The organism is Chryseobacterium sp. 14P4.3.2, from assembly GCF_057799275.1.
Window position 1 is genome coordinate 691038 of record NZ_JBYOKO010000001.1, and the last position, 13306, is coordinate 704343.

23 protein-coding genes are annotated in these 13306 nt (G+C 34.1%); 22 read left to right on the top strand and 1 reads right to left on the bottom strand.

What is annotated here, in order from left to right; translation table 11 throughout:
- Nucleotides 1–19: 19 nt before the first annotated feature.
- The 20 genes from rplX to AC27VX_RS03290 all read left to right on the top strand — a co-directional run bounded on the left by rplX (nucleotide 20) and on the right by AC27VX_RS03290 (nucleotide 11134).
- Complete coding sequence (rplX, locus tag AC27VX_RS03195) at nucleotides 20–346, top strand: 50S ribosomal protein L24 (protein WP_236857136.1); 327 nt, start codon at nucleotides 20–22, stop codon at nucleotides 344–346.
- Nucleotides 347–359: 13 nt separating this feature from the next.
- Nucleotides 360–911, top strand: coding sequence for a 50S ribosomal protein L5 (gene rplE, locus AC27VX_RS03200; RefSeq protein ID WP_123945195.1), 552 nt, complete (start codon nucleotides 360–362; stop codon nucleotides 909–911).
- A 3-nt stretch (nucleotides 912–914) separates the two neighbouring features.
- Entirely contained in the window at nucleotides 915–1184 is a 270-nt protein-coding gene (gene rpsN, locus AC27VX_RS03205) for a 30S ribosomal protein S14 (RefSeq protein WP_076353267.1), read from the top strand.
- Between the two features lie 145 nt (nucleotides 1185–1329).
- Nucleotides 1330–1728: a 30S ribosomal protein S8 gene (gene rpsH, locus AC27VX_RS03210; protein ID WP_236857137.1), complete on the top strand. Its 399-nt coding sequence runs from the start codon at nucleotides 1330–1332 to the stop codon at nucleotides 1726–1728.
- Nucleotides 1729–1745: 17 nt separating this feature from the next.
- On the top strand, nucleotides 1746–2291 hold the full coding sequence (rplF, locus tag AC27VX_RS03215; RefSeq protein WP_236857138.1) for a 50S ribosomal protein L6: 546 nt from the start codon (nucleotides 1746–1748) through the stop codon (nucleotides 2289–2291).
- Between the two features lie 15 nt (nucleotides 2292–2306).
- Nucleotides 2307–2660 carry a 50S ribosomal protein L18 gene (gene rplR / locus AC27VX_RS03220; RefSeq protein ID WP_236857139.1) on the top strand — a complete coding sequence of 118 codons (354 nt, stop codon included), beginning with the start codon at nucleotides 2307–2309 and terminating at the stop codon, nucleotides 2658–2660.
- A gap of 19 nt (nucleotides 2661–2679) precedes the next feature.
- Entirely contained in the window at nucleotides 2680–3201 is a 522-nt protein-coding gene (rpsE, locus tag AC27VX_RS03225) for a 30S ribosomal protein S5 (RefSeq protein WP_042721505.1), read from the top strand.
- A gap of 10 nt (nucleotides 3202–3211) precedes the next feature.
- A complete protein-coding gene (rpmD, locus tag AC27VX_RS03230) occupies nucleotides 3212–3388 on the top strand; it encodes a 50S ribosomal protein L30 (protein ID WP_027371710.1) in 177 nt (58 codons plus the stop codon).
- Nucleotides 3389–3409: 21 nt separating this feature from the next.
- Nucleotides 3410–3859, top strand: a complete 450-nt coding sequence (gene rplO / locus AC27VX_RS03235; protein WP_236857140.1) for a 50S ribosomal protein L15 — start codon at nucleotides 3410–3412, stop codon at nucleotides 3857–3859.
- A gap of 9 nt (nucleotides 3860–3868) precedes the next feature.
- Nucleotides 3869–5248, top strand: a complete 1380-nt coding sequence (secY, locus tag AC27VX_RS03240; RefSeq protein WP_236857141.1) for a preprotein translocase subunit SecY — start codon at nucleotides 3869–3871, stop codon at nucleotides 5246–5248.
- A 3-nt stretch (nucleotides 5249–5251) separates the two neighbouring features.
- A complete protein-coding gene (infA, locus tag AC27VX_RS03245) occupies nucleotides 5252–5467 on the top strand; it encodes a translation initiation factor IF-1 (protein WP_002983257.1) in 216 nt (71 codons plus the stop codon).
- 62 nt (nucleotides 5468–5529) lie between these two features.
- A complete protein-coding gene (gene rpmJ / locus AC27VX_RS03250; protein ID WP_007839480.1) occupies nucleotides 5530–5646 on the top strand; it encodes a 50S ribosomal protein L36 in 117 nt (38 codons plus the stop codon).
- Nucleotides 5647–5655: 9 nt separating this feature from the next.
- Entirely contained in the window at nucleotides 5656–6033 is a 378-nt protein-coding gene (gene rpsM, locus AC27VX_RS03255; protein ID WP_002983260.1) for a 30S ribosomal protein S13, read from the top strand.
- A gap of 12 nt (nucleotides 6034–6045) precedes the next feature.
- On the top strand, nucleotides 6046–6435 hold the full coding sequence (gene rpsK / locus AC27VX_RS03260) for a 30S ribosomal protein S11 (RefSeq protein WP_034702879.1): 390 nt from the start codon (nucleotides 6046–6048) through the stop codon (nucleotides 6433–6435).
- 19 nt (nucleotides 6436–6454) lie between these two features.
- Complete coding sequence (rpsD, locus tag AC27VX_RS03265) at nucleotides 6455–7063, top strand: 30S ribosomal protein S4 (protein WP_236857142.1); 609 nt, start codon at nucleotides 6455–6457, stop codon at nucleotides 7061–7063.
- A 33-nt stretch (nucleotides 7064–7096) separates the two neighbouring features.
- Nucleotides 7097–8092, top strand: a complete 996-nt coding sequence (locus tag AC27VX_RS03270; RefSeq protein WP_236857143.1) for a DNA-directed RNA polymerase subunit alpha — start codon at nucleotides 7097–7099, stop codon at nucleotides 8090–8092.
- Nucleotides 8093–8098: 6 nt separating this feature from the next.
- Entirely contained in the window at nucleotides 8099–8617 is a 519-nt protein-coding gene (rplQ, locus tag AC27VX_RS03275) for a 50S ribosomal protein L17 (protein ID WP_236857144.1), read from the top strand.
- 372 nt (nucleotides 8618–8989) lie between these two features.
- Nucleotides 8990–9199: a bacteriocin-like protein gene (locus tag AC27VX_RS03280; protein ID WP_236857145.1), complete on the top strand. Its 210-nt coding sequence runs from the start codon at nucleotides 8990–8992 to the stop codon at nucleotides 9197–9199.
- A 9-nt stretch (nucleotides 9200–9208) separates the two neighbouring features.
- Entirely contained in the window at nucleotides 9209–10027 is an 819-nt protein-coding gene (locus tag AC27VX_RS03285) for a GLPGLI family protein (RefSeq protein WP_488693820.1), read from the top strand.
- 282 nt (nucleotides 10028–10309) lie between these two features.
- Nucleotides 10310–11134: an N-acetylmuramoyl-L-alanine amidase gene (locus AC27VX_RS03290; RefSeq protein ID WP_300687620.1), complete on the top strand. Its 825-nt coding sequence runs from the start codon at nucleotides 10310–10312 to the stop codon at nucleotides 11132–11134.
- Nucleotides 11135–11182: 48 nt separating this feature from the next.
- On the opposite strand, the gene AC27VX_RS03295 is transcribed toward AC27VX_RS03290, so the two are convergent.
- A complete protein-coding gene (locus AC27VX_RS03295) occupies nucleotides 11183–11617 on the bottom strand; it encodes a hypothetical protein (RefSeq protein ID WP_236857148.1) in 435 nt (144 codons plus the stop codon).
- Between the two features lie 324 nt (nucleotides 11618–11941).
- Here AC27VX_RS03295 and AC27VX_RS03300 point away from each other — a divergent pair, with 324 nt between their 5' ends.
- Both AC27VX_RS03300 and AC27VX_RS03305 read left to right on the top strand, forming a co-directional pair.
- Nucleotides 11942–12574, top strand: coding sequence for a response regulator (locus AC27VX_RS03300; protein WP_300687621.1), 633 nt, complete (start codon nucleotides 11942–11944; stop codon nucleotides 12572–12574).
- 6 nt (nucleotides 12575–12580) lie between these two features.
- Nucleotides 12581–13306 carry a hypothetical protein gene (locus tag AC27VX_RS03305; RefSeq protein WP_488693823.1) on the top strand — a complete coding sequence of 242 codons (726 nt, stop codon included), beginning with the start codon at nucleotides 12581–12583 and terminating at the stop codon, nucleotides 13304–13306.

The window sequence follows — 13306 nt, forward strand, 5'->3', positions numbered from 1 at the left end:
TTTTAAAATTTTTAAAGAAATGTCAAAGTTAAAAATAAAAAGAGGAGATAACGTAATCATTACTACTGGTAAGAAAGATATCAAAGGTAAAACTGGTGAAGTTATTGAAGTGATCAAGAAAGAAGGAAAAGACCCTAGAGTAATCGTTGCAGGACTTAACATCGTTAAAAAACACGTTAAGCCTTCAGCTGCAAATCCTCAAGGAGGAATTACAGAAAAGGAAGCTTCTATTCATATCTCAAACGTAGCTTTAGTTGGTAAAGACGGAAAAGCTATCAAAATCGGTTACAAAATCGAAGGAGATACGAAAGTAAGAATCAACAAAAAAACGGGTGAAACTTTATAATTTGAATTAACACATGGAATTTATAGCAAGACCCAAAAAAGTATATAAAGAGCAAATTGTTCCTGCAATGATGGAAGAATTTGGGTACAAGTCAGTTATGCAGGTACCTAGATTAGAAAAAATCGTTGTATCACAAGGTTTAGGTGACGCTACTGCTGATAAGAAAATTATCGATTATGCTGTAGAAGAACTTACAAACATCACAGGTCAGAAAGCAGTTGGTACAATCTCTAAGAAAGATGAGGCTGCATTCAAACTTAGAAAAGGAATGCCTGTAGGTGCGAAAGTAACTTTGAGAGCTCACAGAATGTATGAGTTCTTAGACAGACTTACTTCTTCTGCTTTACCACGTATCAGAGATTTCTCTGGTATCAAAGCAGATGGTTTCGATGGTAGAGGTAACTACAACTTAGGTATTACTGAGCAAATTATCTTCCCTGAAATCGTAATCGACAAAGTGAAAAAAATCCAAGGGATGGACATTACTTTTGTTACTACTGCGAAGACAGATAAAGAAGCTAAAGCATTATTAACTCACTTCGGTTTACCATTTAAAAAGAACTAAGAAATGGCTAAAGAATCAATGAAAGCGCGTGAGCGCAAAAGAGAAGCACTAGTTGCTAAATACGCTGACAAAAGAAAAGCTTTAAAAGAAGCTGGTGATTATGAAGGACTTCAGAAATTACCTAAAAATGCTTCTCCTGTAAGATTACACAACAGATGTAAACTGACAGGTAGACCAAGAGGATATATGAGAACGTTCGGACTTTCCAGAGTAACTTTCAGAGAAATGGCAAACAACGGTCTTATCCCAGGTGTAAGAAAAGCTAGTTGGTAATAATTACTAATTAAAATCGAGACAATTAAGTTGTCAAGATACTAAAGAATATAAATATCAGACCGAAGTTTTCTGAAGTCTGATATTTTTCTCTTCAAGTCTTTTCAATACTGATTGTCTTTAACCAATAATTTATAAAAGAAAAATGGTAACAGATCCAATTTCAGATTTCCTAACAAGAGTAAGGAACGCACAAAGCGCAGGCCACAAAGTGGTGGAAATTCCTGCATCGAAAATCAAAAAGGAGATTACTAAGATCTTATTTGATCAAGGGTATATCTTAAACTTTAAGTTTGAAGATAGCGCTGTTCAAGGAGTGATCAAAATCGCTTTAAAGTACGATAAGCAAACTAACAAACCTGCTATCAAGTCTATTCAAAGAGCTTCTAGACCAGGTTTGAGACAGTACAAAGGTTCTACTGAACTTCCAAGAGTACTAAACGGTTTGGGTATTTCTATCATCTCTACTTCTAAAGGAGTAATGACTGACAAGAAAGCTAGAGAAGAGAAAGTAGGCGGTGAAGTAATCTGCTATGTTTATTAATTTTTAATCAGAGGAAAATGTCAAGAATTGGTAAAGCAATTATAACAATTCCAGCTGGAATTACAGTCACTGAAAATAACGGTGTTGTAACAGTAAAAGGAGCTAAAGGAGAACTTTCTCAGGAGCTTACAGCAGGAATTACTTTAGAACAAAAAGATGGCGAGCTTAATGTAAACAGACCATCTGATTCTAAGCAACACAAAGCGCTTCACGGTTTATACAGAGCGTTGATCGCCAACATGATCGTAGGTGTATCAGAAGGTTTCGAAAAGAAACTAGAACTAGTAGGGGTAGGATATAGAGCTTCTCACACAGGTCAAAAACTTGAGTTAGCTTTAGGATTCTCTCACGGTATCGTATTAGAACTTCCAATTGAAGTAAAAATTGATACATTGACTGAAAAAGGTAAAAACCCAATTATTACTTTAGCGTCTCACGACAAGCAACTTCTAGGAATGGTTACTGCAAAGATCCGTTCTTTCAGAAAGCCTGAGCCATACAAAGGAAAAGGTGTAAGATTCGTAGGAGAAATTGTTAGACGTAAAGCTGGTAAATCTGCTTAATAAATTATAAGTATTATGGCATTAAGTAAATTAGAAAAAAGAATAAGAATCAAAAGAAGAGTAAGAGGGAAAATCTCTGGTTCTTCTGAATTGCCAAGATTATCTGTATATAAAAGTAATAAGGAAATTTACGCTCAGTTAATCGATGATAAAAATGGTAAAACTTTAGTAGCAGCTTCTTCTAGAGAGAAAGGTGTAGACGCTAAAGGTACTAAGACTGAAATTTCTGCTGCAGTTGGTAAAGCTATTGCTGCTAAAGCTATCGCTGCAGGAATCGAAAGTATTGTATTTGACAGAAACGGTTTCGTATATCACGGTAGAGTGAAAGCTCTGGCTGATGGTGCGAGAGAAGGTGGACTTAAATTCTAATCATTAAATTTCGGAAAATATGTTAGGACTAGATAATATAGAAAGAGTAAAACCGGGAGGATTAGAATTAAAAGATCGTCTCGTAGCTGTTAACAGAGTAACAAAAGTAACTAAAGGAGGTAGAGCTTTCGGATTTTCTGCTATTGTTGTAGTAGGTAACGAAGAAGGTGTTATCGGTTTTGGTTTAGGAAAATCTAAAGAGGTTGCTTCTGCAATTGCTAAAGCAGTTGAAGACGCTAAGAAAAACCTTGTGAAAGTTCCTGTAATGAACCATACTATTCCTCACCAAACTACTGCTAGATACGGTGGTGCAGATATCTTCTTAAGACCTGCTTCTCACGGTACAGGACTTATCGCAGGTGGTGCGGTAAGAGCGGTATTAGAATCTGCTGGTATTCACGATATCCTTTCAAAATCTAAAGGATCTTCTAACCCTCACAACGTGGTGAAAGCTACTTTCAAAGCGTTATTAGACATCAGAAGACCTGAAGAAATCGCAAGAATGAGAGGAGTTTCTCTAAGTAAAGTGTTTAACGGTTAATATATAAACAATGGCAACAATTAAAGTAAAGCAAGTAAGAAGCGCTATTGGTAGAACAAAAACCCAAAAGAGAACGCTTGAAGCATTAGGATTAAAAAAACTTCACCAAGTTGTAGAACATGAAGCGACTCCTTCTATCTTAGGAATGATCGCTGCAGTAGGTCACTTACTTGAAGTTCAAAAATAATTTTATAAAAGAGAATTTAAAATGAATTTAAACAATATACAACCAGCTGCAGGTTCTACATTCAATTCAAAAAGAATTGGTAGAGGACAAGGTACTGGAAAAGGAGGTACTTCAACAAAAGGACACAAAGGTCAGAAAGCTAGAGCTGGTTATTCTCAGAAAATCGGTTTCGAAGGTGGACAGATGCCTTTACAAAGAAGATTACCTAAATTCGGATTCAAAAACGTAAACAGAAAAGAGTTTAGAGGAGTTAACCTTGATACTATCCAAACTTTAATCGAGAACAAATCCATCACTGGAGAAATCACGAAAGAAGTATTAGTAGCAAACGGAGTAGTTTCTAAAAACGAATTAGTGAAAATTATGGGTAGAGGAGAATTGAAATCTGCGATTTCAATCTCTGCTGACAAGTTCACTAAGTCTGCTGAAGAGCTTATTGCTAAGGCAGGTGGAAAAGCAATTACCTTATAATACTTACTAATGAAAGAATTTATACAAACACTTAAAAATATATGGAGCCTAAAGGAGTTGAGAGATAAAATTCTCTTTACGTTAGGTATTATCCTTGTGTATAGATTCGCATCTTATATCTCACTTCCCGCAATTAACCTTGCAGAAGTGGGAGATCTCTTAGAGCATTATAAAAATCAAGGCGGTAACAAGCAAGGAGCAGGTCTCCTTGGCTTGCTTTCGTCGTTTACGGGGGGGGCTTTCAGCCACGCTTCCGTAATGGCGTTGGGTATCATGCCTTATATTTCTGCTTCTATTATTGTTCAGTTGATGGGAATGGCTATTCCTTATCTTCAGAAGCTTCAGAAAGATGGAGAGTCAGGTAGAAATACATTGAACCAAATTACAAGATGGTTAACAATCGGAGTTTGTCTGGTACAGGCACCTTCTTATTTAACTTCTATTACTCAATTATTCTTACCGTATGCTCAATTCCAATCTGCATATTTTGTAGAGCCAAATTCTATTATGTTCTGGCTGCCAAGTATTGTTATCTTGGTGGGTGGATCAGTATTCGCAATGTGGTTAGGTGAAAAGATTACCGACAAGGGAATCGGAAATGGTATTTCCATTCTTATTATGGTAGGTATTCTTTCAAGATTGCCTGAAGCATTCGTACAGGAGATGGCCGTGCAGAACGGAAAAGGAGGAATGGGATCTATTATGATCCTTATTGAAGTATTATTCTGGATGGTGGTAGTTCTTTTAGCAGTGATTCTATCAGTTGCTGTTAGAAAAATACCAATCCAGTATGTAAGCAGAGCTCAAGCAAGAGGAGGTGTAAACAGAAATCTTATGCAGGGAGCGAGACAATGGATTCCATTGAAAGTAAATGCTGCTGGTGTAATGCCGATTATCTTTGCGCAGGCATTGATGTTCGTACCAGGACTATTAACAAAATTCGATGAGTCTAACACTTTTCTTGCAGGTTTCAAGAATGTTTTTAGCTGGCAGTACAATGTATTGTTTGCGCTATTAATTATTATCTTCTCATTTTTCTATACTGCGATTACAATTCCGGTTAACCAGATGGCTGATGATTTAAAGAGGAATGGTGGGTTAGTACCAAAAGTAAGACCCGGAAAAGAGACCGCTGATTATTTAGATGATATTTTATCAAAAATTACCTTGCCAGGTGCAATTTTTTTATCTATCTTTGCAGTCCTTCCAGCAATTGTGCATGGAAGCTTTGTTCAGACAGATGCGTTTGCCCTATTTTTCGGGGGAACGTCACTATTAATTATGGTGGGTGTAATTTTAGATACAGTTCAACAGATTAATACATATCTGCTGAACCATCATTATGATGGCTTAATGCAGTCTAAATTATCAAGAACGACTGGATATTAATTTATGGCAAAACAAAAACATATTGAACAAGATGGCGTGATCGTGGAAGCACTTTCAAACGCCATGTTCCGTGTAGAGCTGGAAAATGGGCATATACTTATTGCTCATATCTCAGGCAAAATGAGAATGCATTATATTAAACTTTTACCTGGTGATAAGGTAAAACTAGAAATGTCTCCCTATGATTTAACGAAAGGGAGGATCACATTTAGATATTAAAACAATTAGCCAAATGGAATATGTATTCCATTTGGCATTTGTAAAAAATAAATACTATCAAAATGAAAGTAAGAGCATCAATTAAAAAAAGAAGCGCTGATTGCAAAATCGTACGCAGAAAAGGTGTACTATTCGTAATCAACAAGAAGAACCCAAAATTTAAACAAAGACAAGGCTAACATTAAATTATGGCGAGAATTGCAGGTATTGATTTACCAAAAAACAAAAGAGGTGTTATCGGTTTAACTTACATCTATGGAGTAGGAAGAAGTACTTCTTCTGAAATCCTTAAAGCTGCCGGTATCAGCGAAGACAAGAAAGTCAACGAATGGAATGACGATGAATTGGCTGCAATCAGAACATATATCTCTGAAAACGTAAAAGTAGAAGGAGAATTGAGATCTGAAGTGCAATTGAACATCAAGAGATTGATGGACATAGGATGCCAACGAGGAATACGTCACAGACTAGGATTACCTTTAAGAGGCCAGAGAACGAAAAACAACTCTAGAACCCGAAAAGGAAAGAGAAAAACTGTTGCTAACAAGAAAAAGGCAAGTAAATAATCGTTAGGAATTATGGCAAAACAAAGTAAAGTAGTTAAAAAAAGAAAAGTAAAAGTTGAGGCTATTGGTGAAGCACATATTCAAGCTTCTTTCAATAACATCATCATTTCTTTAACAAATAAAAGCGGAGAAGTTATCTCTTGGGCATCTGCCGGTAAAATGGGTTTCAGAGGTTCTAAAAAGAATACTCCATTTGCTGCTCAAATGGCAGCTGAAAATTGCTCTAATGTTGCTCATGAAGCTGGATTAAGAAGAGTAAAGGTGTACGTGAAAGGTCCTGGTGCTGGTAGAGAATCTGCAATCAGAACAATTCACAATTCAGGTATTGAAGTTAGCGAAATCATTGACGTGACTCCTATGCCACACAATGGATGTAGACCACCAAAAAGAAGAAGAGTTTAATTTTTAGAATTTACCCATTATGGCAAGATATATTGGACCTAAAACTAAGATTGCTAGAAAGTTTGGTGCTGCAATCTACGGAGATGATAAGAACTTCGAAAAGAGAAAAAACCAACCGCCAGGACAACATGGTCCTAACAAAAGAAGAGGTGCTAAAAAATCAGAATATGCAGTTCAGTTAGCAGAAAAACAAAAAGCTAAATATACTTACGGTATTTTAGAAAGACAGTTCGCTAACTTATTTGAAAAAGCACACAGAAGTAAAGGTGTAACAGGGGAAGTTCTATTACAACTTTGTGAATCAAGATTGGATAACGTAGTATACAGATTAGGTTTTGCTAAAACTAGATCTGGTGCTAGACAATTAGTTTCTCACAGACACATCACTGTGAACGGAGAGATTCTTAATATCCCTTCTTACTTGGTAAAAGCTGGTGATGTGATCACTGTAAGAGAAAAGTCTAAGTCTCTTGAGGTTGTTACCGATGCATTGGCTTCTAAGTCAAACTATGAGTGGTTACAATTCAACGATGAGAAGAAAGAAGGTACTTTCATTTCTGCTCCTGAGAGAATCCAAATTCCGGAGGACATCAAGGAGAACCTTATCGTCGAACTTTACTCTAAATAATTTTTTAATCAAATTTTTGCTCAACCCAATAATATGGCAATTTTACAATTCATAAAACCCGATAAAGTAATTTTACTTAACTCTGATGAATTTAAAGGTCAATTCGAATTCAGACCTTTAGAACCAGGTTTCGGGCTTACAATCGGTAATGCTTTGAGAAGAGTGTTGCTTTCTTCTCTGGAAGGATACGCTATTTCATCTATCAAAATAGAAGGTGTAGAGCACGAATTTTCAACTATTCCAGGAGTAATCGAAGACGTTACCGAAATTATTCTTAACCTTAAGCAGGTTAGAGTAAAAGCTTCAGCAGAAGGCCAGGCTAATGAGCAGGTTGTTGCTAAAGTTTCAGGTCAAACGATTATTACTGCTGGTGATTTAGGAAAATCGATCAACGGATTCGAGGTCTTAAACCCGGATTTAGTGATTTGTAACCTAAATAGTGATGTAACTTTCGAAATTACTTTCAATATTGAAAAAGGTAGAGGGTATGTTCCTTCTGAACAAAATAAGTCAAACAATGCTCCTGTAGGGACTATTGCTATCGACTCTATTTTTACGCCGATTAAGAAAGTACAATACAGCATTGAAAATTATCGTGTAGAGCAAAAAACAGACTACGAAAAACTTGTATTAGATATAGAAACTGATGGTTCCATCAGTCCTCAAAATGCTTTGACAGAAGCTTCTAAGATATTAATTTATCACTTCATGTTGTTCTCTGATGAGAGAATAACTCTTGAAACGGAAGCTGTAAAAGCATCTATCCAATATGATGAAGAAACTCTTCATACAAGACAACTACTTAAGTCTAAATTAGCAGATATGGATCTTTCTGTAAGAGCCCTTAACTGTCTTAAAGCTGCTGAAGTAGAAACTCTTGGAGAATTAGTTTCTTACAGTAAGTCTGATTTGATGAAATTCAGAAATTTTGGTAAAAAATCTTTGACAGAACTAGAAGAATTAGTGCATTCAAAAGGTCTTAACTTCGGTTTCGACGTTGCAAAATATAAGTTAGACGCTGATAAATAATTAATAATGAGACACGGTAAAAAATTCAATCACTTAGGAAGAACAGCTTCTCACAGAAGTGCTTTACTTTCTAATATGGCTTGTTCTCTAATTGAGCATAAAAGAATCAACACTACTGTAGCTAAAGCTAAAGCTTTAAGAGTATATGTTGAGCCTCTATTAACAAAAGCAAAAGAAGATACTACACATAACAGAAGAGTAGTATTCTCTTACCTTCAAAATAAATTTGCGGTTGCTGAATTATTCAGAACTGTAGCTCCTAAAATCGCTGAAAGAAACGGTGGTTATACAAGAATCATTAAGACAGGTTTCAGACCAGGTGATGCTGCTGATATGGCTCTTATCGAATTGGTAGATTTCAACGAGCTTTACAACCCTAATGCTGAAGAGAAGAAGACTACAAGAAGAAGTAGAAGATCTACAACTGCTAAAAAAGCTGAAGCTGTAGTAGCTGACGCTCCTGTAGTAGAAGAGAAAGTAGAAGAAGCTAAAGCTGATACTACTGAAGAAAAAACTGAAGAATAATATTCATTCAGATATCAATAGAAAACCATCCGGACTCCGGATGGTTTTTTTGTTTTGTATTTAATTTAAAACCGGTACGTATATAGGATCACTTTTCAATTCCTCATTATGGTTGTTGCTGTAATTGTATTTTTTGGAGGGATTATAATGTAAGTTTAGCACTTTTATGTTAGTCTTTAAATTTTATTGATTAATATATTTCTATTTATTACGATATGTTATTGATATATTAAATTCATTTTAATTAAAACGTTGTTTAAAGTATTGATTACGTAATTTTTCCAAATTTAATTTGGAAATAATAAGTTTTTATTTTAGTTTTAATAAACACTTTTCAGCAAGAAAAGCAAAAACAAATTAAATTTGTTATTTATGAAAAATCTAAAAAAACTTTCGAGAAACGAGTTGAAAACTTTAAATGGATTTGGATCAATCAATCCTTTTTTTTCTGAAGATCCAGGTGAAGCCGAGGGATGTAAGCAATGCGTATCGTGTTCTAATAGACAAGGAAGTCAGTCTTGTTATACAGATCCAAAAGGAGATTGTGGAAAAGCATTGAGTATGGCGCAATCATTATGTTAGTATCTGTTTATGCATAAATATTTCATTTTTTTCATTTTTTTTATTCAATATTCTTATTCTCAAAACTATAGAGTGATTTATGATTTTACTTATAAACCAGACTCATTGAAAAAAGATAGTGATAATCTTGAAATGGTACTTGATGTACAGAAAGATTACACTAAGTTTTATTATAAAAAATTAATTAAATTAGATTCCTTGGTAAGAAGTGGAAGTATTATTTCTTATACTTTTCCTATACAGCAGATAATAAAAAGAAAAACAAGCTCTTTTAAGAATGAAAATTTTGTGAATGTAGCAGGTATATATTATAATTATCCTTCTATAGATGATATTAAATGGAAAATACTACCTCAGACAAAGCTTTCAGACAATTATAAATTACAAAAAGCCGAGGCTATTTGGGGTGGACGAAAATGGATTGCATGGTTTTCTCTTGAAATGCCCGTTTCAGAAGGGCCGTATAAATTTAAAGGATTGCCGGGATTAATATTTGAAGTAAAAGACTCCAATGATAATTTTAATTATAAATTAGTTTCTATTAATAAAATTTTATCAGACTATGATACTTATAATATTGTTGAGTCCAATCTTGGAGTGAAACCTGTATCGATTACATTAAAACAATATCAGAAATTATTAATTGATAACTATAATAATCCATTCGGTGAATATTATACGATGAAAGAAGGAACTTGGGGATTAAATATATTTGATAAACATATTAATAGTTTAGAAGGGTTAAAAAGTATTAAAAAAGATTACCAGCTTCAGATTATAAATAATTATAATCCCATAGAATTGGATAAGGCTGTTAAGTATCAATAAGAATTAGATTTCAAAATTATTTCTTAACTCTATATTGGTTTGTCAATATAATTTTAACTTCTGCCCCAAAATGGTGAATTTTAAAAATGTTTGACTTATTTGGAGTATACTATAAAGGCGGATTTTTAATATTAGTAAAATTCTTTTTTTTAACTGAAGAATAATATTCTATTCATTCAGATATATAATGAAAACCATCCGGATTCCGGGTGGTTTTTTTTTATTCCCTTAATATGTAATTAATAAATTTAGAATACATTTGATCTTTGAAAAATCTTGATCATGATCATTTTAAAAGATAAGTTAGGAAAAACAATTTCCGGAGAGAGTATTAACTTTGTTGATACTCCTAATAAAGACGGAATGATGATTCCGGAATATATAATTATCCATTTTACAGCAGGAAGAGGGGCTGAAAGTTCTATAAATTGGTTTCAGGATCCTACAGCAAAAGCTTCTGCTCATATTATTATAGATAGAGACGGTAGAATCACCCAAATGGTAGAGTTTAATAAAAAAGCATGGCATGCGGGGAGAAGCAGATGGGCAGACCGATCAGGATTTAATAACTTTTCTATTGGTATTGAATTGGAAAATCCCGGAAAGTTGAATAAAGTAAATGACAGATTCTATGCATGGTTTGAAAAAGAATATTCAAAAGATGTCGTTGTTGAAGCTAAACACAAACATGATAATGAGGTTTCGTACTGGCATAATTTTACTGAAAAACAAATAGATTGCTGCTTTCGTGTGTGTAAACTTTTAATGGAAACTTACCAGATTAAAGATATTCTCGGACACGATGATATAGCACCATTCAGGAAAAATGACCCAGGGCCCGCATTTCCTATTGAAAATTTCAGAGCAAAGCTCGTAGGACGCGAAGATGATACTGCGGATATTTATAAAGTAAACGCAAACTATGTGAATGTAAGAAAAGGACCTTCCACTGAATTCGATTCGATTATACAGCTTAAAAAAGATACTGAAGTTGAATTTATAAAAAGTAAACTTGGCTGGTTCTATGTGTATGTCTTGTTAAAACCAGGAAAAGATGAAGAACCTCTTTATGGTTGGATCAATAGTGATATGCTGAAAAAAAATTAAACCACTATAAAAATTAAATGTCCCTCTATACGGAGGGACATTTGTATTTTAGATCTTAGTTCTTTTCAGTTCAATGATATTATTACCCTGTTCAAGGTGAAGGCTGTCTCCTTTTACTCTTGCGGTCATATCGTCTTTTTTATAGATGGTTTCATCTCCCTTTGTTTCAGTCTTGGGAAGTGTAAAGGTTTTCTTGTTGCTGGTGATAGCAACTGTACTTTCTTTTGGGTCATTTTTGAAGATTACTTTTACCAATGTTCCGTCCGTAGCTTTATAAACAAAATCTGTTTTTTCAGTCTTCTGGCCATTGACCTCTACTGTTGAAGAACTCTGAGTTACAGAATCTATCTTACCATTGTTATCGGTAACGGAGGTTTCTGTACTGTCCATTTTAATAACAGTCTTGTTTCCGCTTTCATTTTTTTTACAGCTGACTGCTGCTAATGTAAGTACTGCACCAAGTACTAAAAGAGTTTTTTTCATGATTATATTATTTTATCTATTTTTTACTTTTTACAAAAATCATGCCTTATAACATGGGGGCATTCTGCCAATATTAATGTGGTTATTCAGACTTTTTTTCTCCATTTATTTTTGCTTTCTCACAAGGGATATTCTCGGATCCTGGACTTGCTTGTAAAGCAGTTTATGATTTATTGAAGTGAAAATAATTTTGGAATGAATAATTGATTAAATTTAATAAAATAAAAACTAACCATAATTACCAATTTCTATTATAAGATTACACAAAGGTGTAATTGTCTCTTATCTGTTTTCTGCTGAAATTTGCTTCAAACAAAAAAGAACATGAGTATTTCCGTCGCCATAGTAGAAGATGAAAAAAACTACAACAATGCGTTGAAGAAGGTCATCAATTATCAAAGCGATATGAAGGTAGTTGCTCAGTTTTTTGACGGAAATAATGCCCTGAAAAACCTCCCTGATATTTCTCCGGATGTGGTGATGATGGATATTCAGCTTCAGGATATGCCTGGAATAGAGATTGTTGAGAAGCTGCGGACACAACTGCCGGACACCCATTTTATCATGTGTACGAGCTTTGAAGAGGATGAAAAGATCTTTAATTCGTTGAAAGCAGGTGCCATGGGATATCTCGTTAAAGGAGAAAGCATGGATAAAATTCTTTCTTCAATCCGTGATGTATATAACGGAGGAGCCCCAATGAGTTTTTCAATTGCCCGGAGAGTCCTGCAGCACTTTGAAAAAAAACTTCCGGAAATAAAAGGCTTCGATGAACTTACAGAACGTGAAAAGGAAATCCTGGAACTTCTTTCGCAAGGACTTTTATATAAAGAAATTGCCGATCAAAAATGCATTAGCATTGATACTGTCAAAAAACACGTTGGAAATATCTACAGAAAACTTCACGTAAACAATAAAGTGGAGGCTATCAACAAATTTAATCAAACTAAAAACTAAGAAACTATGAAGCAAAAATTTGAGGAGTTATCATGTAAAGAGCTTAAAGAAGAGTTGATAACTATAATAACAAACATGGATTGTGATGATCAACAATTGCTTGAAATCAGATATCTCATGGCGAATTATATCACTGATCCTATACCAGATGAAGAGTATATAAGGGGAAAAGAGCTATTTAATACTAATTACTCTAATAAGTTCAGAGATGAATTTATTATTACTAAAAAAGAAATTAATAAAATTATAGGAGAAAACTGGGATAAAAAATACTTACATATATTCTTTATTGATGATAATGGTGACTTGGGAATTTTATTCAGATTTTCAGATATTGAAACATTTAGCCCTACCAACTTTGAAATAGATTTAAACAATGAAACAGCCTATATATTAAGAGGGCAGATGGCAGAAAGTTTTAATAGAAGTTCTCCGTCTTTCTATAATATTAAACAAAATTATAAAAATGGAGTAGGAACCAAGATAATAGCTGGCATCGATTCAAATCCGGTTCTTACAGAGTACGTTACTTATCAAATGAGGAAAATATTTTTATTTAATGGTTTTGAACAGGATTTGAAATTTGAAGTAATATGTGTAACAGTAGAAAATAAATTAAGATTAACACTTACTGTAAAGGTAAAGGACTCTGATCGGGTTCATCATTTTGCTATGGCAACAAGAGCTTTATTTTATGAAGGTTATTATGACTTAGGAGATCTAAAGCCTTAA